This is a genomic window from Paenibacillus tundrae (genome assembly GCF_030812775.1).
GTDB classification, from domain to species: Bacteria; Bacillota; Bacilli; order Paenibacillales; family Paenibacillaceae; genus Paenibacillus; species Paenibacillus tundrae_A.
Window position 1 is genome coordinate 19,667 of the sequence record NZ_JAUSTI010000023.1, and the last position, 21,605, is coordinate 41,271.

Below are 21,605 nucleotides of genomic sequence, written 5' to 3' on the forward strand. Positions count from 1 at the left end.
ATGTCTCCAGAACTGCCTGATAACTACCCATTTTCTGCATGGTTCTTCCTCAATCTCGTCATTACCGTTATATATAATTTTAAAATAATCGGTATACGTATCATTATCCCTTGAACTGATTCTATGACATAAAAAAGGAGAGCCCTTGGGCTCTCCTCTGTGTATCTGTCATTAGACAGATCATTCATTTAGATTATGATGTTGGTTTCGTTCCACCATCATCTGGATCATTACCGTTAGGTTTATCCAGATTCGGAGTTTCGTTAGGAATATCACCCGATGGTGTTCCAGGTGTTTCATCCTTGCCTTGAATACGGACACGCACATCGCCGATGTTATCAACGATTGGCTCTCCACTTTCACTTGGCGTACCTTCATCATCATTGTTGCTCTCAGCTATCGGAGTCAGAGAACCAGTCTCGATCAATTGCTTGATCTGATCCATTTCCAAAGTCTCCACCTCAAGCAATGTTTCAGCGATCAGATGCATCTCTCTCGTATGTTTTACGAGCAAGTCCTTACATTTCTCGTAACATTCGTTAATAAAGCGTTGCATTTCCTGATCAATCTCATATGCAATGGAATCCGAGTAATTCTGTTCATGTCCAATATCACGACCAAGAAACACTTGTCCTTGTGAACTTCCGAATTGCATTGGACCCAATTTTTCACTCATACCATATTCCATAACCATGCTACGAACAATACCTGTCGCTTGTTGGAAGTCGCTGTATGCACCAGTACCAATTTCGCCGATAAATAACTCTTCTGCAACACGGCCTCCAAGGAGTCCTGTTACTTTGTCGAGCAGCTCTTGCTTGGTGACAAGCATACGATCTTCTTTTGGCAACATGATTACATATCCGCCCGCACGTCCGCGCGGAATGATCGTAACTTTATGTACCATATCGGCATGTTCCAAGAAATAACCAACGATGGTGTGACCTGCTTCGTGATAAGCAACAATTCGTTTCTCACGGTCACTGATAACACGGCTCTTCTTCTCCGTACCAACAATGACGCGGTCAATCGCCTCGTCAACTTCCTTCATGGAGATATCTCTACGATTACGACGTGCTGCAAGCAATGCCGCTTCGTTCAAGAGATTCTCTAGATCAGCACCAGAGAAGCCCGTTGTACGCTTTGCGATAACATCCATCTTCACATCTTTGGTCAGAGGTTTGTTACGAGAGTGTACTTTCAAGACAGCTTCACGGCCTTTAACATCTGGACGGTCAACCGTAATTTGACGGTCAAAACGTCCTGGACGCAGCAAGGCAGGGTCAAGAATATCTGCACGGTTCGTTGCAGCTACGATGATGATACCTTCGTTAGCGCCGAATCCGTCCATTTCAACGAGCAACTGGTTGAGCGTCTGTTCACGTTCATCGTGTCCACCGCCAAGGCCAGCGCCACGCTGACGACCTACAGCATCAATCTCATCAATAAAGATGATACATGGGGCATTTTTCTTCGCATTTTCGAACAAATCACGTACACGTGATGCACCGACACCGACAAACATTTCTACAAAGTCAGAACCGGAAATACTGAAGAACGGTACACCCGCTTCACCGGCTACGGCACGTGCGAGCAATGTTTTACCAGTACCCGGAGGACCTACGAGCAATACGCCCTTAGGAATACGTGCACCTACTGCTGCAAATTTACGAGGATCTTTGAGGAAGTCAACGACTTCAACAAGTTCCTGCTTCTCTTCATCAGCACCCGCAACGTCTTCAAACGTAACCCGTTTTTTCTCTTCGTTATAGAGACGAGCCCGACTTTTACCAAAGTTCATTACTTTACCGCCGCCGCCTTGCGCCTGATTAAACAGGAAGAAGAACAACAGGAACATAATGATCAAAGGAATAAAAGAGGTCAACAGTGTCAGCCAGATGCTGTCACGTCTCATTGGCTCCTGATTAAACTGAAAATTATTAGTTTCACTTGCCGCTACAAGCTCACTAATCGCTTCATCCGTAGGAGGAATATACGTTGAGAAGTTTGCTGATTTGGCTTCTGCAGGCTTCTCTTTGTATTGACCGGTTACCAGAAACGACTGACCGTCGAATTGAACCGTCAATTCAGAGACATTGTTGGCCTTAACTGCTGCACGCAACTGATCATATCTAGGATTATCGGTGGCTTCGCCGCCATTGCTGACGAATTGGACTATGCCCACCACGACTAAAAAAAGAATTAAATAAAAAGCAGAATTCCGGATGAACCGATTCATCCCCTACCTCCTCTCGAGACACTTTAATTATTTTAACATAGCCCGACATGGCTTCTCAACAGAAGCCAGGAAACTCTCAAGGCTTGGGTCCAGGATGATATTAGCTGGTGTAGACTTCCGGCTTCAAAATCCCGATATAAGGAAGATTCCGGTACTGCTCAGCATAATCCAAACCGTATCCAACGATGAATGCGTCAGGAATGTCAAAGCCTGTGTAATGAGCTTCTAGCTCGACCTTGCGGCCTGATGGCTTATCAAACAGCGTGACTACACGCACAGACTTGGAGCCACGGTTTTCAAGAAGATCAATTAGATAACTGAGTGTGAGTCCACTATCAATAATGTCTTCGACAATCAGAACCTCACGACCTTCAACCGAAACATCCAGATCCTTAATGATTTTGACAACCCCTGACGATTTGGTGGAAGCGCCATAACTGGATACTGCCATAAAGTCCATTTCAACAGGTACCGTTATGTTCTTAACCAAATCAGCCATAAATATAAACGCACCTTTGAGCACACAAATGACCAAAGGGTTGCGACCTTCATACTCGGCACTTAATGTTGCGCCTAGTTCCTTAACCTTACTCTGAATCTCTTCTTCGCTAATCAATACTTCTTGAATATCGTTCTGCAACTGTGCGAACCTCCTAAAGTTATACTATGAAAGCCTTACCTGAACCATAACCACTACCCCTGAATCGCTGAATCGCCTACAGTCATGTATAAAATTGCGGAAGTATCCTCTTGAACCGGTGCTACGTTCGAGCGACGAACACCAGGCAACCAAATAATGTTGCCCGCTCCGTCACATACCACTGGTATTCGTGGACGGACAGAGGGTGGGATTTTTTCATCGATGAAAATATTTTTCACCTTTTTGCTTCCGTTTAATCCCATGACTTTCATGGTATCTCCAGGTAACCGTGAACGCACAATCAGCGGCATAACCAGTTGATCCACATCAAATGCGGCTTGGTTCGCTGATTCCGGTGCAAGATAGTCCTCGGGGATTACGGTCGTCAAGCGAAGAAATCGGTTGATTTCGAAGAGAGGAAACTCATGCGTTTCATTCCAATTCGTCAGACGATACTCGTAGGTTTGATCCTGTACGTCATTCCGTATACCAAAGGAGATCAAATCATACTCCCGGGTACAGACAAGTGTCTGTCCGATATCCAGGCTCCAGGTCGTCACAGAGGGCTCTATCACCTTCCGACGAATGGTTTCGATACGGGTAAAGTCGACAAAATCACTGTCCAAAGGCAGATAATTCAATATTAGTTTAATCAACCTTCGTTGTAAAGCGACATGTAACTTCAAAAAGGAAGGCACCTCAAAGGTCAGCCTTCCGCCGTTCTCCTGCACTAGACACCTGTATGCGTCATATGCACCTTGTTCCATGAAATCGTCTTCATCGCCTACAATTTCAGCGAGTCGATTCAATGACGGCGTTAACTGTCCATTATACTGCCCCAAAAAAGGAAGGACATCCAAGCGAATAGCATTACGCCGATATTTACGCAGGGAGTTACTCTCATCCGTAAAGTACGGAAATCCCCTGGTATTACAAGCTTCTACAAGGTCTGTCTTGTTTATACGAAGACATGGACGAATAAGTTCCACATTTTTTTCGCGCCGTTTAAACTTCATTCCACTCAGTCCAGATAGGCCACTGCCACGCAGCAAATGAAGCATGACCGTCTCCGCCTGATCGTCGGCATGATGAGCAAGTGCAATGCTTGCTGCATCGTATTTGGTTGCCACCTCATGTAAAAATGCATAACGTCTATCTCGTGCAGCCTCTTGAGATCCTTGACCTGTAATCTTCATATAAGAAGGAATATCTGCTCGTATCCACTCGAACGGCAATCCCAAACGGGCTGCCAGTGCCTCCACCATTTCCGCTTCTTGATCGGATTCACTTCGAAATCCATGATGTACATGAGCACAGATCAATTCTAACGGCACATGGCTTAAGCTTATCTCGTGCATGATATGCAAAAAAGCCACCGAGTCCGGCCCGCCCGACACAGCGACGACAATCCGATCCCCAGGAACCCATAATTGATGCTCTTCCGCTGCATCCAGAACATGTTTCACCAGCTTGTCCCAGCGTAAAGCTTCCATACCTTTTCCTCATTCCTTACGTTATGTATATGCACCCTGGACATTAGAACCGAAGCGCATAGATCAGTACCCCAATAAGTAGTATAACGGATACAGCAAATGAATTTTTGAGCCATCTTGGTGTTGAATGCTGAGAACGACGTCTCGAAGGAATCGGCCGAGCCATAAGCTCCTTCCAACCCTTGGTCGCATGTTCGGCATCCCGGAATTGACCTTGCAGCGCCTGGATCATCCAGTGACGAAACGGTCTGAGTCGTTCACTCCGCTCTACCAAGCTCACCAGTTGGTTCACACTCCGCAATTGTGGTAACCCTTCAGCAGCAAGTGCCTTGAGCGCATCAGCCTCCAATACATGAATCATTAGCATGGCAAAAGCAAATACATCATAGCTGCTGTCAGCAGTCCGACTTCCAGCATTCCAGAATCCACGGTCGTACCACTCTGTAAACTGTTTGACACTTCGACCAATTGATGTAACTCCACCATAATCAATAAGTTCTACATGACCATAATCGGATACGAGTACATTCTGCGGTTTAAGATCACCAAATACCCACCCTGCCTGATGCAGCTGTGCCAATTTTTGCAGAAGTCTGAGTCCAACCAAAAGTGTCCATTCCGTACCCTGACGTCGAATGAAGTGATGTAAAGCCTCACCTCGAACGTAACGCATCACGTAAAAAGGAATATCACGGCCACGAACGGCATAATCATCCACATCTTTGAGATAGGAGGGAATGCCGCTCTGACGAAGGGCCTCATGATTGCGCTGTAACTGAAAAGATTTGAGCACATTGATCTCTGATTGCAAATCTACGGGATCAAACCCCATTTTAAGTGCATAGTGTTTGCCATTTTCACCCCGCTGGACAAGAAAAACGATGCCGTTAGCTCCTTTGCCCAGCAACTTTCGAACCGTATAACGGCTGCGATTCCATTTCCCAGTAATAACTGTTCCTGGCGGGAAAGAGGCGTCAGACAACGTTGTCACCGAGCATCCCTTCTCTTTCAATGCGATATTTCCCTTCTATTTCCTGCTGTCCCTCCAGTGTACCATATCGGTAAAAATCAATCACCTTCTGAATCGCAGGACCTGTGGGCGTCGCTCCCCTCATCTGCAGACGTCCGAACAGTGATCGGACACGACTTGGATCGGTTGTCCAGTTAATATCCATGACAGCATCCTCACCACTGTGACGTCCAGGAAAATGAAATACCGAAAGTCGGCTTGATCCAGCACGCGCTTGTAGACTTAACATCAAATCTCGAATTCCCTCTTCTACGGCTGCAAGCTTAGGCTTCATGCTAGCACTTACATCGATTAACAGAATGACCTGCAACGGGGCGGTTTCCGCCATATTATCCATCACTTCCACGACCTGAGCACGCCGCTCTGGGTCAAGGTCAGTCACCGTTTTGGGATGTTGATCTCCCAAAATTTGCGTTAACTCTCTATTAACCGCCTGCTGAATGGTCTGAACCACTGTTTTTCTAGTCATCATCTGCATGGTATGAGCAAGCTGTCTTGTCCCCACAATCTGACTGATCCCGCCCCCAGCCTTCGCAATCTCTTCTATTTCCCGGCTTCCTAATTCTCCTATCGTGCCATAATCTATAACGCCAACAACATTGACTGTAATCCCTTCCTCGTTCGCTTCAGAAGCAGCGAGCACTGGGCTTGTGCCTACATTTGAACAACCGTCGGTTATCAACAAAATTTGCTTCATTCGATATCCCTCCGCTTCATAACTCTCCAACTCTATGAATAGCATTGCCAGATTGGAGAGAGTTCAAACAGAGTAGAGAGAATTAACTCACCGTTCGTGGTCGTTCCATTCGATTAATGCCAGGCACACGAAGCGTAGCCCACTCCGGGCGATAATGCTCTACTTTGCCTACAACCACAGTCATATCATCATAGATCTCATGTTGCTGATATCGAATAACACTTTCAAGCAAGCAGTCTGCCACATCTTGTGGATCGTCACTGTCAATCTCTTGAATAAGTCGCTTCATCCATAATTCTTTGTTGACGGCATAGCCGGGTGCATCATAGATGCCATCGGTCATCATGATCAAAATATCCCCAGGCTGCAGCTGCACCGTTACTAGATCAACCTCAATATCCTTGATAATACCAATAGGCAAATTACTAGCTGATACCTGAATAACCTCCTGCCCTCGTTTAATAAAACTTGGCGTCGAACCAATTTTCATAAATGTGGTCTCTGCCGTATATTCATCAATCAAAGCCATGTCTACGGTGGCATACATCTCTTCAGGTGACCGAAGCATGAGTACAGAATTTACGGACTTAATGGCCAGCTTCTCATCCATTCCCGATTGAAGTAATTGTTCCAAGATATTCAGCGCTGCACTGCTCTCCATGCGTGCACGTTCCCCATTGCCCATACCATCGCTTAGCGCCACTGCAAAAGTACCATTGCCCAGTTCAACCGTACTGAAGCTATCCCCTGATAACAAATCTCCCCCTTTGGCAGCCGCAGCTACTCCTGTGCTGATCTCATATGTTTTGGCTGACCCGAAGGTTACCGTAGCTAAGCCTTGCCGAGCATCCATCATCGTTTCATGCAGCACTGCAATGTGCTCGTCTAATACATCCGATATTAATGGCGCAATCATCTTGCGGCATTCATCGAACCCACGTGTATACGCATGTACAATTTCAATTTCAACATTCCCTGCTTCCAGATTTATAATTTCAATAGAGTGGATAGACAGCCCCAGTGATTCAAGTGCATCTCGAATCTGCTCCTCCTGCTGAACCATCTCCTCACTTTCACGTTGAATTTCCTTCGCTAAATCCTCCATGACTTGGGATACGCCAGATAGCTGCTCTGCCACAAGCTGCCGACTATCAACGATCTGACGCTTCCATTGCATGTTATGCTGATACAGCCCATATTGGGCTCTCATTACCTCAAGTACCTCCTCAGGCTTGGCACAGACCCGGTTCCATTCAGCTGGAATCTGCTTGCCAGACATTTCAGGATTAGCTTCAATGGAGCTCATGACATCGGTCATATATTTGTACGTTTGAATAAACTTTGCATCCCAGCACTGCGCCCGTTTGAAGCAATTAGCACATGATCCCTCTGCCACAGCATTCATAAAATGCTCCATCCCGCCTTCATTCTGTGCCACTTCTCCCGTGCCCGACATCTGATCAAAGCTACGTGACAATTGCCGAAACACTTGAGAAAAGCGGGTTACTCGCTCTGCGGTTACATCGCGTATTCGCTTCGCATATTCATGCTGCGATTTGGTATGATCCTGCGTGCCCGGCACATATTTGGATATGGCTGTCATCATACTTTTTGGCGTTAACATAAATAGCACGATGGCTGCACAGGTCTCCCATAACGAATTCATAACATCACCTGGTCCGCCTAAATAAATCGCCAGGATCGATGAGCCAAGCAGCATGCCTAACGCTACCCCTGCTCGTTTCCCCTCTCGTAACATGCCTGCCAGCATCCCTGCAAAAGCGAGAAGACTCATCTGATATATGGCTGTCATATCAGCCAGGCTCAGGATAAGCCCTGTAATAACTCCCACGGAAGCACCAAGGGGGGCTCCGCCCACGAGTGCAAAGACCAGAATTAGATATCGGGAGAGCATATGCTCGACGGATAAAGACTGAATCGTCCACCCAACGGCTCCTGTCATGACAGAAGCTAGCAGGATGATTAAGCAGAGGATCTCCTCGTTCTTTAGGTTGAACTTTTTTTTGCGGTACGTAAAAATCGGTATTGCCTGAATAAACACCAGTGTAAGCACGAAGCTGAGTACGGAATCCATCGTAAGCATGAGCATGGCGTACCAACTGAACGATGGCCCAATGACAACAGCGAATAACTTGACCATAAAAGTAGTCGTAAACACCATCGCTGGCGCATAAGATAATTCAGCACGGTCATAAGACTCTAAACCTCTATAAAAGAGATAGAAGATAGCGATTTCTGTGGCAACGATGAGTGGGACTGGAAATGGGGCAAAAAGACTTCCTGCTAGCAATGCAGCACCGACGGGAATAATGTAATCTCTACGCATGAAAGCAATGACTGCGAAGTAAGCGATAGCGAACGGTGACAATTCATTCAATATCATTGCCTTGCCAAGCAGGAAACCCATAAATGTGAGCAGGATTACCCATTTACGTGTAGCTACGACCTGGACAGCCTTGCGGGAACTAATCCACTGTTTGAGGCGCACTGACAGCTCCTCCCGAGCTTCTGCACTTGCTTTACCAGCTTTCATTCCCGGAAATTGAATGACATTCCATTTTTCCATCATCCCAAGGCACCCCATTCGCATAATTGTTATTTTCGTGTTTCGTTCTCGATGATTCTGATTATAGATAGATTGAGAGACGTAGTTTGTCATAATAGGTGGGTAGGATTCAAAAACTTTACGACAAAAGAAATACGACTGGCGCGGAGGAGACAATCCCCCGGCCTTACTGCCATTTCTTCTGTTTGGACGTTCTAAGGCCAGAGCCAGTATGTCTGATTATGAACCGTCATGTCCCCAGCATAAGCTCGGATTCACCGGGATACCTGCGGAATGCCATGGAAACGTGTCGGTAAAAAATGGTAGACGACAAATGTTCTTATATCATCTTCAGCTGGGCGCAGAAAATCGGTGAGACCGAGCATAAGTTTACAAAAAAGACGACTAATCCCGTCCATCGTACAAGGACGACAGTAAACCCCAAAATGCGTAAATATGTTGTTGCCTCATACACAGACCTTACAATTCGAATAAAAGAGCATGCAAAAAAGCCGTTGTCCTATGGGACAACGGCTTTTCTTATATTAGATATCAGGTTGAGACAGACTATACGCGCTTAGCTCCACGGCCTCCGCGTTTGCCTTCTGTGTTTTTCTTGAGCGAAGAAATCCGCTCTTCACTATCTTTCAGGAAGCGTGACATTTTATCCTCAAATGAAGGTTTGCCTGCTGCGGGCTTAAAAGAACGGCCTCCGCGGTCACGGTTAAATCCGCCACCACCACGACCTTGGCCACCACTTGGGCCTCCGCCGCTGAATCGTTCGCGATCTCCTCCACTGCGTTCCGGTCTTGGAGCTCTCGGAGGTCTGGATTGTGTTTGTTGCTCAACCGGTTTGTCAACAGCTTGCTTAATGGAAAGTCCGATCTTGCCATCCTTGTCAACGTTGATAACCTTTACTGTAACTTGGTCATTCAGCTTCAGGTGGTCGTTGACATCTTTGACGTAATTGTCGGCGATTTCCGAGATGTGAACGAGACCCGTGACACCTCCTGACAGATCCACAAATGCTCCAAAATGCGTGATTCCTGTCACCTTGCCCTCTAACTTGGTGCCCACTTCAATTGCCATAGAATAAAATGATCCTCCCTTAAAAATATACAACCCGATTTTTTGAATGCCAAAATCAATGCTGTGCTGGTTTAATTATACCTTATGCCGCAAACCAAGGTCAACTGAGCTCTGCCCTATAAGGGAGCCTATTTTTTCCGGTATGACGGCTTCAGATATATGAGTTATAACCCTTGCTCCGTAATGAGCCTAATTCCATCAGTTACCTGACTCTTCCACCTTAATTGGTGTCTCTTCAGGTAAATAGTAACCTTTTTTGCGCGCCAGTTGTCCTATGTATTCAGGGTCTTTCAACCGACTGACCTCATACTTCAACTGATCTAGCCTTTTCAACGTATCTTCCTTAGAAGCTTGCTGTGTAGCTAGATGTGAGCTCTTGTCCGAAATCTGCGCACTCTGAACAAGGAAGGTGTATCCTGCCCAAATGACAAAAACAATCACAAATGTCATCCAAAGCATTAGACGTCTTCGTGCACCCGCAGATTTAACTTGACCTGTTGGAACCGTGGATCTACCCACAGGCTTTTTACCCATTATCGGACCTCCTTAAAACAAGCGTCTCCATATCGCTGCAATACTTGCACCCGCACGGATCAAAAAGCGTGGCGTTACCCAATATTTTAGGAGCGGCCTAAACATCCAGCGGAACAACTTACCGAATGGCACCAAACATTGCAATACCAACTTGCCGAGGAATAGCAGGATCGCGAGCAAAAAACCTAATAGCACACGAACTAACTTGTACACTCCTTTAGCTGGCATAACGATCAGGATGTTAAGGATATGTCCACACCAATGAATCAGCGTTCTTGCGAGTTTAATTAACATTACCACAAAACGCTGGGTTGTAACACTTAAAAGCCAAAAATAGAAGCAAACCCCCAAAATCAGCCCCAAAAAGACATAAAACCGCAGTTGTCCGTGGTTCCCGGCGTATAGCATCCGAAAAACGAACAGCGCGGAGGCAACCCAGTAGAATAGATCGAGCGTGTGGATGCTCCATCTCGGAAACCGAAGTTGACCGGACAGTACCCGGTAACTGTCATAGGCCACTCCCATCACGGCTCCCGAAAGCAGCATCCACATCAATGTGATCCATTGTGTTTCTGGACTCATCGGAACATCTTGCCAAACAGGCCTTTACTGTTCTTACTCTGAGAACCGGGATCCAGATATTGAAGTGAGCTTACCGTGCCCTCAATGGACAGTAGACCTTCCTCCAGGCTCAGGTTTTTGATATGTAAATTGTGCCCCCGGATGGTCAGATGCCCAAGTTCGGTCTGAAGCAAAAATTCTTCACTGTCGAAGCTCTCCACATTGGAGACGCCTGTCAGATCTAGCAGTTTCCGATTTTGCATGCTCAAATGATGCTGTTTAGCCTTACCGTGCTCAACCATGGCATGTACCCCTCCTTCATACACCTAGCTTATGGAGCAGAAGTACGGAATAGAACCAAAGGATTGCGCACTGAAGCATTACCTATCTAACATTACAAAAACGCCCTCCCCGAGGTGGGAAAGACGTTTCTATGCAAAGGTTATTCATTTGTAAAAGGGTATGCTGGGCAGTGCTGTTACCAGTCCAGCCCGTTGTCCTTGGCGATCGGCTCTTCCTTAACCAAGGTATAGAGGCTGCTCGCCTCATCCTTCTTAGTACTCTCTGCTAGACGTTCCACCTTCACCGTAACTAGCTTCTGACCAAACTGAACGGTAAGCTCATCGCCCACTTTAACAGCGGCGCTAGGTTTCGCTTCACGTCCGTTTACCAGAACACGTCCCTGTTCAGAGACATCTTTGGCTACAGTGCGGCGTTTAATCAGCCGGGAGACCTTCAGGAATTTATCAAGACGCATTATTTTACGGCTTCTTTAAGTTTGTTACCTGCTTTGAATGCAGGAACGATGGACTCAGGAATCACGATCTCATTCCCTGTTTGTGGGTTACGGCCAGTACGACCGGAACGTTTGCGGGTCTCAAAAGTGCCAAAGCCGATCAATTGTACTTTGTCTCCGCTAGCAAGTGCATCTGTAATTTCTCCCAAAAAGCCGTTCAATACGGATTCAACGTCCTTTTTAGTCAAACCGCTTTTGGTGGAAATGTTGTTAATCAGATCTGTTTTGTTCATTTTTAAAAGCCTCCCAAATTGAAAAAAAAGTATCTGCGATGCCTTGGCAACGTATCGTTGCTGTTGACCCCGCGTATGGTTACTACACATGTATTCTGGCTTGGTACCTGAATTCCTGCCTTGGTTCACGACTTTTTTTCTTTCGTGCGGTTACTTGTCTAACAGCAGTCTAAGTCCAGTACCCAAAACAACCAAGGTTTAATCATGTATGTCTACCTATTCAAACGAAACACTTGTTCGTATCATAACACATTAGCTGCAATCTTGGAATACGTTTTCCCAATAAGAGCCAAAACAAAGGTTTGTTATAGCCCTGCCTTCTTAGCTGCCTGCCAGTATTGCTCCATCTCGTTAACATTGCTATCTGCAAGGGTACGACCCTGTTCACGCAACTGTGCCTCAATGTACTGGAAGCGTTGTGTGAATTTGCGGTTTGTTGCCGCCAGTGCCTCTTCTGGATCGGTATCAATGAATCGCGCCACGTTGGCAGCAGCAAATAACAAATCGCCTAGCTCCAGCTTCTGTTCTTCTGCAGTTTGATTCTGTTGTACAGCTTCTTTCAACTCAGCCAGCTCTTCTTCAATTTTGGTAAATACGCCATTAACGTCATCCCAGTCGAAGCCTACCTTAGCTGCTTTCTTCTGTAACTTATATCCCTTCATCAGAGCAGGCAGGTCGCGTGGTATTCCGTCTAATATGGAAACATGCTGTTGATCCAGTCCCTTGCGCTTCTTCTCCTCTGCCTTCATCTGTTCCCAGTTTTGCAGAGCTTCATTCGCATCTTCTGCTTGATTCTCACCAAACACATGCGGGTGACGGAAGATGAGCTTATCATTCAGACCCTCAATAACATCATACACATTAAATGTACCTACCTCTTCCTCCATCTGGGAGTGAAGCAGAATCTGAAGTAAAAGATCACCCAACTCTTCCTTCATGTGGTCGGGATCATCTTCATCAATGGTTTCAATGACCTCATAGGTTTCTTCAATCAGGTTTTTGCGAATAGACTGGTGCGTCTGCTCCTGATCCCAAGGGCATCCGCCTGGGCTACGCAGAATGTTGACAATCTCATGCAAACGGGCAAATGACCGCCGCCGCAATGCATCATCTGTATTTTTGGGCACATAAATGAGTGAGAGGTTACCATAACCCTCGATCCGATCCAGATCGTGGAGCGGTATCTTGTGAATGACCTCTTGTCCCTGAACTCCCAGGGCATGTCCAACAAATACAGGATAATCGTCTGGGTACACGTCCATTAGGCAAAGCTTCACATCTGACGCGGTGAATACGTCATAGACTTGTCCAATAAGCGTATGTAGTTGCGGCTGCACTAGCTCCGTGTTCAAACTGCTGGCGTCCAGAAGCTGGAACCCCTCTATCGGGTCAAAGCCTAATCTTATAAATGCCTCATCGAGGAAACTTTCACCGCCCATCACTCGAAGTGAGATCCCCATCTGTGGGCAGCGTTCCTTCAACAGGCGTACACTCGCTTCTGCCACCATAGGATGACCTGGTACAGCATAGACGATCTCTGTTCCTGGCTCTCCTTGCCGAGCCGCTTCAATTAGACGATTTGCAATCTCGTCGTACACCTCAGGGAAGGAGTCCTTCGCCTCGTAGATGGCATCAAACGATGTCATCTCCAGCCCTTCCTGCTTCAGATCATGCAATACGGGATGATCCAATGTGCGGACATACAATATGGCCGCTTGTTTCATTTTTTTGATAATACCTACAGTTAGTTGATCTGCATCTCCTGATCCAAGACCTACTACGGTTAAAGCTGCACTCATCGTTCCTGTCCTCCATCCGAACCAACCTGCCCGCGTAATTTCTTGATATGTGAACCCATCCCATAAGTGAGTCATGAAAATAATATGGATCAACCTACGAAATTTCGCACAAGGCAGCGCTCTATAATTAAACGTATTATACCAGAATGAGACGATATCCTATAATATGCGATTATACTGATGTATTTTTGCAAAATCTGAGTCTGTTGAGTATGGATTACACCGCGTTCGTTTTAGCAGTAACCGGCATTCGAACCTGTGAAGGATTTGGATGGGTCGTTGTAGCTGCTATATAGGCAGTGTAATGAGATTAGCGCGTCATGCTGACCTGTCGTGCGGCCAAGCCTACTTGTTTAGCGCAGCACCCGCAGGCTGCGTAAAACTTTGGCTAGGCTTGGCCCAACCTTAGGCACAGCCACTAGCTCTGCAGCGGTGAGCAGGCCTGTGCGCGCGGCCGCTAGCACAAACACGGCTGCGCCTGCGGCTACGCCAAGCAGGCTGACGCCTACCGCGGCGATCCTGCGGTCAGCCGCGATTCCCATGCCACCGAGCAGCGCTTCGGTGGCCCAGGCCATGCCTGCCGCCGCCAAGCTCATGGCGGCAATCACCAGCGCCGGCTTCGCTAGGACGGCGCTAGGGGCTAGGCGCAGGGCGCTGTATCGCGCCAGTAGCGCCACATTCAGGGCAGCCGCCAGCATATAGGCAGCTGCCCCAGCCATGGCCGCGCCGACGATGCCTAGCGTCGGCACAAGCCAGACGTTCAGCAGCACCTTGACGCCTGCGGCGGCCAGCATGCTGAACGCGGGTGCGCGCACGCTGCCAAGGCCTTGCAGCAGCGCTGCTGCAATGATGCTGACGGTGCTGCCCGCTGCTGTCAGCGCCATGTACCGCAGTGCTTCGGTGCCTGCGGCATCACCGTACAGCATGCGGTTAATCGGCTCCGCCAGCACCGCGAGTCCTGCGGATGCTGCCAAGCCGATCAACCAGAACCAGCGCAGCGCCAGGCTCGCTTGCTGTCTCACGGCTTCTGGCCCGCCACGAAGCTTGGCTTCGGCCATCGCCGGAATAAAGAGCACCGACAGTGACATTGCTAACATCGTCACCATCTGCACGAGCGGTAATCCCCGGTTATATATGCCGAACGACACCATAGACTGTAGCTCGTTTAATCCCTCTTTCTGTAACAACCGCGGTACAGTGAACGTGTCCACCAGATTCATCAAAGGCACAGCCAGAGATCCAAGGCAGACCGGGATTGCATATACAAGCAAGGCTCGAATCCACTCTCGATTGGATCGCTGAGGCTCAGCAGCACCACCTATTCGACCTTTTGCATCTACACCCGCCACTTCACTGTCCTGAGCTTCAGGACTCTTTCCTTGAACCAGTTTCCGCATTTGCTTCCGATGGCGTAATCCATACACAAGCATTGCCAGTAATCCAGCGAAACCACCCGCAAACGAACCCAGCATCGCCCCAGCGGCAATCGTTTCTAGCGAAGCCTCACGGGCCATGAGCCACAGCAGCAGCACAATCATCACTGTGACGCGAATGATCTGTTCTACGACCTGTGATACGGCTGTAGGCACCATCTGCTGCATTCCCTGAAAGTACCCACGTAGTCCCGTCATCAATGGCACAACCAATAGAGCCAGTGCGGCTGCGCGGATCGATGGAATAACATGTCCATTCCCGATCCATTTTCCGATCCATGGAGCGCCTGTATACATCAAGACGGCTAACACCAAACCGATCCCACCCAGCAGCATAGATGACAATCGTATGACTCGCCTTCCCTCTTCTGGTCTACCGAGTACATGCTGTTCAACCACGAACTTAGATATGGCAACAGGCAGCCCAGCAGCCCCAATGGTAATCACCATCATATAGAACGGATACACCGTGTTATATATACCAAAGACGCCGTCTCCGCCTAGATTCTGTAGCGGAATTTTCTGAAAGGCACCAATAATTTTGGAGATAATGGCGGCAAGTCCTAGCACAAATGCGCCCTGCAGCAGCCTTGATCCTGTTGATGGCTGTTTCATAAGTCCCTCCTGCGTATCCTTACATCTGGATCAATAACAATCTCTTGTTATTATAACTGGCTGGAGCTGCATAGACGAATTCCGTTTTTATGCCTATATTGTCTGCGATTTAGAACACCCACAAAATAAAAACTCCTGTCTGCCTATAGGCACCAGGAGTTGTTTAAACTTATTGTTCCATCTGTTTACCGAGGAAACCAGCAGCGGTCTCTGACATTTTGACTTCCATCTGTGACATCTTCACCGACTCATCCTTATTGAACAGAACGACGGTTCCGATTGGATCTCCACCGGATATGATTGGCGCAATAACAAAGGAAGATAACGTCTCGTCATGATCTTTGCTAATTTCATAAGATCCATTATTAGTCTCGATAATGGTTTTACGATTCTCCATGCAGTTCTCAATCAACTGGCCTACCTGCTTGTCCAAATATTCCTTCTTGGAGCCACCAGCTACCGTGATGATGGTATCTCGGTCAGAGATTAACGTGACATGACCTGTACTTTCATACAAGGACTCAGCATATTCCTTAGCAAAATCACCAAGCTCACCAATAGGGGAATACTTTTTAAGAATAACTTCTCCATCTCGATCCACAAAGATTTCAAGCGGATCTCCTTCACGAATACGTAACGTACGACGGATTTCTTTTGGAATGACCACACGACCCAGGTCATCTATACGACGGACAATACCAGTAGCTTTCATTTACATGTTGCCCCACTTTCTCGAGAAGATTTTTCAACTACTGTTCCTTAATGGGTAGAGGAAAGTCCCAGAACGTTTAGTGTGATATCTTGACCATAGTATTCATCTGTTCCCATTTCCTTATACATGGTTTGTAGAATATAGTTGTGTTCTTGCACAAGAAAATGACCATCTACCTATTCACTCTGAGATTGAATATAAAAAGGAGTAAGGGAGGCTAAAAGTCCCCCTTACTCCTTATCATGCTTGTCCAGAATTGCAGCTATACAACGGTTAATCCCTTATTTGCTGCTTGAATCTGTACCTTCACTTGTTGTTGCGTCTTGATCTGTTGTACCTGCATCTGTTTTGGTATCTGTACCTTTGGTGTCATCCGTTTTGGACTCACCTTCGGTTCCCGTTTGTGTATCTGTTCCTGTTCCTTCCGTACCTTCTGTGTTGCCTTCTTCAGCTTTATCTGTTTTGGGCAGGTTCACTTCTTTTACGAGTTTATCCAGTTCGCCACCTGTCATGAACGTATCAATTTTGGCAGCGGCAATGGAACTCTTAATGCTGTCTTTTTGCTCGGCTGTCATTTTGTCATAAGCATCTGTACGTGCTTCTACTTTCATGACATGGTAGCCATACTCTGTTTCCACAGGATCACTAATTTTATTCAAAGGCAACGTGATTGCTGCTTGTTTGAATGCTTCTACCCACTGAGCAACAGCTGCGTTCTCATACAAACCGCCTTTGTCTGCAGATCCTGGATCTTCAGAATACTCCTTCGCAACTTCTGCGAAATCTGCTCCTCCATCCAGTTTTGCTTTAACTTCTTCAGCAATTTTAAGTGCATCTTCTTTTTTGCGCTCTTTTTGTGTTTTTGGATCCGTGAAGTTGATCAGTACATGACGAACGGAAGCCGTCGTATACTGCTCTTTATTTTTATCAAACTCAGCCTTCATGTCGTCTTCTGTTACGCCAGTCTCTTTATCCTTAATCACGGTCATGATCCGAGTCATATAATCCTTAATGTTATCATCCGTGAGGTTCTGCGCCTTCAGCATTTCCGGCCATTGTTCTTCTGGAACTTGAGCCTTCATTTTGTCGAATTGCTCAGTAGCTACTTTGGAACCTTCCGTTTTAGCTTCGTCGCTCGCATTTTCACTCAGATATTTGTATGCAATTTCTTGGCGAACCAAGTAGTCTTTGAAGTCATCCATGTCCATCATTTGTGCATATTCTGGATACAGGAATTTCATCACACGCTGTTCCATGTCGAATTCATTGGCTGTGATTGTACCGCCATCATATGTTGCTACAACTGCGCTTGTGTCTGTTGATTCTGGAGTTGTTGCTTCTTCCTTCTTACCACATGCTGCTAGCAGTGATAAAGACAGCACTGCAACCATACTCACGGACAGTACTTTCTTCACTGTTTTATACTTTTGTAACATCTTTTAGTTCCCCCTTTGATTTAAAAGCACTTTTCATGGATTCTAGGAATTTCTCCACTAGTTCCATGAGTTGCTTGTCCCCAAGCCCTTTGCCTTTGACATGAATAAGCATATGGGGTCCTTGTTCAAATTGTACACGTCTTTCGAACTGATTTCCAATGTGTGCAATATTGGAGAGCTCGAATGCGTGCTCACGACCTTCATAGAACTTCACCGTAAGGTCATCCCCACGCTGTGTAATAGACTCAATTCCATAGATTTTGCCGTAAACTTTGAGCCTCGCCACAGCCATTAGGTTAATAACTGCTTCTGGAAGATCACCGAAACGATCGACTAACTCATCTTCCAGCTCCATTGCATCATCAAAGGAAGAGATAACGGCCACCTTTTTGTAGATTTCAATTTTCTGAATGCTGTCATAGATATAATCAGACGGCAGATATGCATCAATACTAAGATCAAGCGTTGTATTCCATTGGTCAGAAGGTACAGGCTCTTCACCCAGCATCGTCACTTTCCGTTTGTTAATTTCCTCAGCCAGCATCTGAGAATACAGATCGAATCCCACGGAAGCAATGAAGCCATGCTGCTCTGCTCCAAGCAGGTTACCTGCACCTCGAATGGATAAGTCGCGCATTGCAATCTTGAACCCAGAGCCAAGCTCAGTGAATTCTTTGATGGATTGCATACGTTTCTCTGCCACTTCAGTCAGTACCTTATCCCGTTGGTACGTAAAGTACGCATAAGCAATCCGGTTGGAACGACCCACGCGTCCACGCAACTGGTACAACTGGGAGAGTCCCATTTTGTCTGCGTCATGAACAATTAACGTATTTACGTTTGGAATATCGACACCTGTCTCGATGATACTGGTGCTGACCAGCACATCGTACTCGCCATCCAAGAAGTCTAGAATCGTCTTCTCCAGCTCCGTCTCGGACATCTGACCATGTCCCACGCCAACCTTAGCTTCTGGAACCAACTCAGAAATTTCGGCAGCCATTTCCTGGATACCTTGAACACGATTGTACAGGTAATAGACCTGACCACCACGAGCCAGTTCACGCTCTATTGCTTCTCGAACCAGTGCTTGACTGTGTTCAACCACATAGGTCTGCACAGGGAACCGGTTCTCTGGCGGTGTCTCAATGACAGACAGATCACGGACTCCAAGCATAGACATGTGTAATGTACGTGGAATTGGCGTTGCCGTAAGGGTCAATACATCCACGTTTGTTTTGAGTTTTTTCAGCTTTTCCTTATGTGTTACACCAAAGCGCTGCTCCTCATCCACGATGAGCAATCCCAGATCCTTGAACACAAGATCCTGTGACAATAAGCGATGTGTGCCGATAACAATATCAACCGTACCTTGCTTGATGCCCTTGGCCGTTTCATTTTGTTCTTTGCGAGAACGGAATCGGCTAAGCACGTTGATGTTGAATGGGTAACCTGAGAAACGTTCGCGGAATGTCTCATAGTGCTGTTGTGCCAAAATCGTGGTAGGCACGAGCACAGCAACCTGTTTCCCTTCAATCGCTGCTTTGAAGGCTGCACGGATCGCAACCTCCGTTTTGCCGTATCCGACATCCCCACACAATAAACGATCCATCGGACGATTTTGTTCCATGTCTTTCTTGATTTCCTCAATTGCACGCATCTGGTCACGAGTCTCATCATACGGGAACATGTCCTCGAACTCCTGTTGTTCTGCAGAGTCCTTCTCGAAGCCGTATCCCTTGGACGTTTGCCGCTCCGCATAGAGTTTGATTAGATCGTCGGCAATATCCTGTACCGATGAACGAACTTTGTTTTTTACCCGTGTCCACTCGTTGCCACCGAGCTTATAAATCTTAGGCTCCTTCTCTTCTGAGCCCACATATTTCTGAATCAGATCAATCTGCTCGATCGGTACAGACAGTTTGTCTCCACCCGCATACAAAATATGCATATAGTCCTTATGGATACCAGCTACCTCTAGGGTACCGATCCCCATGTATTTACCGATACCGTGATTTTGGTGAACGACATAATCGCCCACTTTCAGCTCACTATATGATTTAATTCGCTCCGCATTGTCCACGTTTCGAATTGGTTTGCGTACTTTCCGCTGCTTCTGGGAGAACATCTCCCCTTCCGTAACAACGGCCAGTTGAATGGATGGCATCTCGAAACCCGTTTGCAAATTACCAATGAGCATCTCAGGTTCGGGTATGTCATAATCCAGCAATACCCGACGCATACGGTCGAGCCTCTCCTCACCACTTGCCAGCATCAATACATGAACTCCAGCCTTCTGCCAGCGCTCCATCTCTGCCTTAAGTACATTCATTTGTCCGTGGAAATCCTGCATACCCCGGCTGATAAAGTTCAGAATGTTCTGTGGTTGCGTGTGTGGAACCTGACGTAAGAAGATAGACATAAATATCGTCTGGAATGGACGTTCATACAGAAGCTCATCTCCATCAGCCGACAAATGCAGGTCAGGCAATGTCTTACCATTTTGCATCAAATGCAGATTCCATTCAGATTCATCCCGATCCAACTGTTTAGATGTCTCGGCAAGTCTTGCAGGCTCATCGAGTACAAGTAGCGTGTCCTCAGGCATGTAATCGTAAATAGTCTTGTGCTCCGGATAAAGTGGTGAGATATATTTATACATCTCTGAGAAGTATACATGCTGACGAAGCATCTCAATTTCGCGATGAATCTCTTCACGAAGACGCAGTTTCGCCTGCCGATCTGTCATCTTCTCAAGCTGTTGTTCCAGCAAAATAACAGCCGCATCTGCAGCCTTCTCCATGCGTTCACGATCTGCGATCAATTCTTTGCACGGCAGTACAACAACTTCTTCTATCCGCTCAATAGAACGCTGATCCGTAGGATCAAAGGTTCGAATTGAATCGATTTCATCGTCAAACAACTCCACCCGATAAGCAATCGGCGAAGTAACCGGATAGAAGTCAATGATCCCACCACGTACACTCATCTCACCGCGGGATTCTACGCGTTCTACGCGCTCGTAACCTAGCTTCACCATTTCCAGCAGGAAGGCGTCTAGCTCAAGCGTGCTTCCTTGTTTAACTGTGATTTGGGCTTTTGCCATGACTTCTGGAAGGGGAAGATACCGCTGTACCCCGGAAAAAGGAATAACAACAACGCCCCGGAAACCTTGGGCGCAGCGAACCAACACATCAATACGCTGACCTAATGTTTCCGGACTGGAAACAGCAGCTTCAGCGGCGACAAGTTCATTGGCAGGATAGAGCAACACCTGATCCGGTGAAAGCGCTTCCTGTAAATCTTCTGCAATTTTTTGTGCAGAAAACATATTGTGCGTAACGACGAGCAAAGGCCGGTTCATCTCTTGATGTAAGGCAGCCAGCATGATTTGACGTGCTGATCCGGATAGACCGGATACCAACTGCTCTTTCATCCCGGATGTAATACCGGCGGTTATGGATCCGAAGTCAGGATCTTTGGAAAAAGCTTGTATAAGTGCTTGTAACAAAAGGGGCACCTCTCTTATAACTTACTTGGTTATCTAGCGCACAAAGCGCAATACAACATTCTTAAAATTGGATACAAATCCCTTTTTACCCTGTTTCATCATAAAGGATTATTCGCTGTTTTGCCACATCGGCTTGATGTGCTTTGACGTTGATCAGCCAAAATACGATTCCAGTTCAACTGAAAAGAAGCCTCAGCAGGCTGCCAAGGCTATAAAGGTGG

17 protein-coding genes are annotated in these 21,605 nt (G+C 46.8%); all 17 read right to left on the minus strand.

Features of this window, described 5'->3' with window-relative positions; translation table 11 throughout:
- Window positions 1–193: 193 nt before the first annotated feature.
- Entirely contained in the window at window positions 194–2,239 is a 2,046-nt protein-coding gene (gene ftsH, locus J2T19_RS25570) for an ATP-dependent zinc metalloprotease FtsH (RefSeq protein WP_307220947.1), read from the minus strand.
- Window positions 2,240–2,339: 100 nt separating this feature from the next.
- The gene (gene hpt / locus J2T19_RS25575) at window positions 2,340–2,879 is read right to left on the minus strand and encodes a hypoxanthine phosphoribosyltransferase (RefSeq protein ID WP_056697438.1); all 540 of its coding nucleotides are present in this window, start codon (window positions 2,877–2,879) and stop codon (window positions 2,340–2,342) included.
- 53 nt (window positions 2,880–2,932) lie between these two features.
- Window positions 2,933–4,372 (minus strand): tRNA lysidine(34) synthetase TilS, encoded by a 1,440-nt coding sequence (gene tilS, locus J2T19_RS25580; RefSeq protein WP_307220950.1) that lies wholly within the window; start codon window positions 4,370–4,372, stop codon window positions 2,933–2,935.
- 43 nt (window positions 4,373–4,415) lie between these two features.
- The gene (locus J2T19_RS25585) at window positions 4,416–5,363 is read right to left on the minus strand and encodes a serine/threonine protein kinase (RefSeq protein ID WP_307221027.1); all 948 of its coding nucleotides are present in this window, start codon (window positions 5,361–5,363) and stop codon (window positions 4,416–4,418) included.
- Window positions 5,347–6,099, minus strand: a complete 753-nt coding sequence (locus J2T19_RS25590; RefSeq protein WP_307220952.1) for a VWA domain-containing protein — start codon at window positions 6,097–6,099, stop codon at window positions 5,347–5,349. The genes J2T19_RS25585 and J2T19_RS25590 overlap by 17 nt, the downstream gene beginning before the upstream one ends.
- 82 nt (window positions 6,100–6,181) lie before the next feature.
- On the minus strand, window positions 6,182–8,689 hold the full coding sequence (gene spoIIE / locus J2T19_RS25595; protein WP_307220953.1) for a stage II sporulation protein E: 2,508 nt from the start codon (window positions 8,687–8,689) through the stop codon (window positions 6,182–6,184).
- Between the two features lie 543 nt (window positions 8,690–9,232).
- Window positions 9,233–9,754 (minus strand): S1 domain-containing RNA-binding protein, encoded by a 522-nt coding sequence (locus tag J2T19_RS25600; RefSeq protein ID WP_307220955.1) that lies wholly within the window; start codon window positions 9,752–9,754, stop codon window positions 9,233–9,235.
- A gap of 198 nt (window positions 9,755–9,952) precedes the next feature.
- Window positions 9,953–10,288 carry an FtsB family cell division protein gene (locus tag J2T19_RS25605; RefSeq protein WP_056697428.1) on the minus strand — a complete coding sequence of 112 codons (336 nt, stop codon included), beginning with the start codon at window positions 10,286–10,288 and terminating at the stop codon, window positions 9,953–9,955.
- A 12-nt stretch (window positions 10,289–10,300) separates the two neighbouring features.
- Window positions 10,301–10,870 (minus strand): spore cortex biosynthesis protein YabQ, encoded by a 570-nt coding sequence (gene yabQ / locus J2T19_RS25610; protein WP_145053189.1) that lies wholly within the window; start codon window positions 10,868–10,870, stop codon window positions 10,301–10,303.
- A complete protein-coding gene (yabP, locus tag J2T19_RS25615; protein WP_056697424.1) occupies window positions 10,867–11,151 on the minus strand; it encodes a sporulation protein YabP in 285 nt (94 codons plus the stop codon). The genes yabQ and yabP overlap by 4 nt, the downstream gene beginning before the upstream one ends.
- Window positions 11,152–11,327: 176 nt before the next feature.
- Window positions 11,328–11,606: an RNA-binding S4 domain-containing protein gene (locus J2T19_RS25620; RefSeq protein ID WP_056697423.1), complete on the minus strand. Its 279-nt coding sequence runs from the start codon at window positions 11,604–11,606 to the stop codon at window positions 11,328–11,330.
- On the minus strand, window positions 11,606–11,878 hold the full coding sequence (locus J2T19_RS25625; protein ID WP_056697421.1) for an HU family DNA-binding protein: 273 nt from the start codon (window positions 11,876–11,878) through the stop codon (window positions 11,606–11,608). Before J2T19_RS25625 ends, J2T19_RS25620 begins: the two co-directional genes overlap by 1 nt.
- 305 nt (window positions 11,879–12,183) lie before the next feature.
- Window positions 12,184–13,677, minus strand: coding sequence for a bifunctional methyltransferase/pyrophosphohydrolase YabN (gene yabN, locus J2T19_RS25630; RefSeq protein ID WP_307220961.1), 1,494 nt, complete (start codon window positions 13,675–13,677; stop codon window positions 12,184–12,186).
- Window positions 13,678–14,030: 353 nt separating this feature from the next.
- A complete protein-coding gene (locus J2T19_RS25635; RefSeq protein WP_307220963.1) occupies window positions 14,031–15,725 on the minus strand; it encodes a putative polysaccharide biosynthesis protein in 1,695 nt (564 codons plus the stop codon).
- A 169-nt stretch (window positions 15,726–15,894) separates the two neighbouring features.
- The gene (spoVT, locus tag J2T19_RS25640; protein ID WP_145053184.1) at window positions 15,895–16,437 is read right to left on the minus strand and encodes a stage V sporulation protein T; all 543 of its coding nucleotides are present in this window, start codon (window positions 16,435–16,437) and stop codon (window positions 15,895–15,897) included.
- A 281-nt stretch (window positions 16,438–16,718) separates the two neighbouring features.
- Entirely contained in the window at window positions 16,719–17,873 is a 1,155-nt protein-coding gene (locus J2T19_RS25645) for a peptidylprolyl isomerase (RefSeq protein WP_307220965.1), read from the minus strand.
- Window positions 17,857–21,384 (minus strand): transcription-repair coupling factor, encoded by a 3,528-nt coding sequence (mfd, locus tag J2T19_RS25650; protein WP_307220966.1) that lies wholly within the window; start codon window positions 21,382–21,384, stop codon window positions 17,857–17,859. Before mfd ends, J2T19_RS25645 begins: the two co-directional genes overlap by 17 nt.
- Window positions 21,385–21,605 lie beyond the last annotated feature (221 nt).

Excerpts from the sequence above, each read along its gene's own strand:
- tilS (WP_307220950.1), bottom strand. The coding sequence starts at position 4,372 with ATGGAAGCTTTACGCTGGGACAAGCTGGTGAAACATGTTCTGGATGCA.
- J2T19_RS25590 (WP_307220952.1), bottom strand. The coding sequence starts at position 6,099 with ATGAAGCAAATTTTGTTGATAACCGACGGTTGTTCAAATGTAGGCACA.
- J2T19_RS25620 (WP_056697423.1), bottom strand. The coding sequence starts at position 11,606 with ATGCGTCTTGATAAATTCCTGAAGGTCTCCCGGCTGATTAAACGCCGC.
- yabQ (WP_145053189.1), bottom strand. The coding sequence starts at position 10,870 with ATGAGTCCAGAAACACAATGGATCACATTGATGTGGATGCTGCTTTCG.
- J2T19_RS25635 (WP_307220963.1), bottom strand. The coding sequence starts at position 15,725 with ATGAAACAGCCATCAACAGGATCAAGGCTGCTGCAGGGCGCATTTGTG.
- spoVT (WP_145053184.1), bottom strand. The coding sequence starts at position 16,437 with ATGAAAGCTACTGGTATTGTCCGTCGTATAGATGACCTGGGTCGTGTG.
- J2T19_RS25625 (WP_056697421.1), bottom strand. The coding sequence starts at position 11,878 with ATGAACAAAACAGATCTGATTAACAACATTTCCACCAAAAGCGGTTTG.
- J2T19_RS25605 (WP_056697428.1), bottom strand. The coding sequence starts at position 10,288 with ATGGGTAAAAAGCCTGTGGGTAGATCCACGGTTCCAACAGGTCAAGTT.
- J2T19_RS25600 (WP_307220955.1), bottom strand. The coding sequence starts at position 9,754 with ATGGCAATTGAAGTGGGCACCAAGTTAGAGGGCAAGGTGACAGGAATC.
- ftsH (WP_307220947.1), bottom strand. The coding sequence starts at position 2,239 with ATGAATCGGTTCATCCGGAATTCTGCTTTTTATTTAATTCTTTTTTTA.
- J2T19_RS25645 (WP_307220965.1), bottom strand. The coding sequence starts at position 17,873 with ATGTTACAAAAGTATAAAACAGTGAAGAAAGTACTGTCCGTGAGTATG.
- yabN (WP_307220961.1), bottom strand. The coding sequence starts at position 13,677 with ATGAGTGCAGCTTTAACCGTAGTAGGTCTTGGATCAGGAGATGCAGAT.
- spoIIE (WP_307220953.1), bottom strand. The coding sequence starts at position 8,689 with ATGATGGAAAAATGGAATGTCATTCAATTTCCGGGAATGAAAGCTGGT.
- yabP (WP_056697424.1), bottom strand. The coding sequence starts at position 11,151 with ATGGTTGAGCACGGTAAGGCTAAACAGCATCATTTGAGCATGCAAAAT.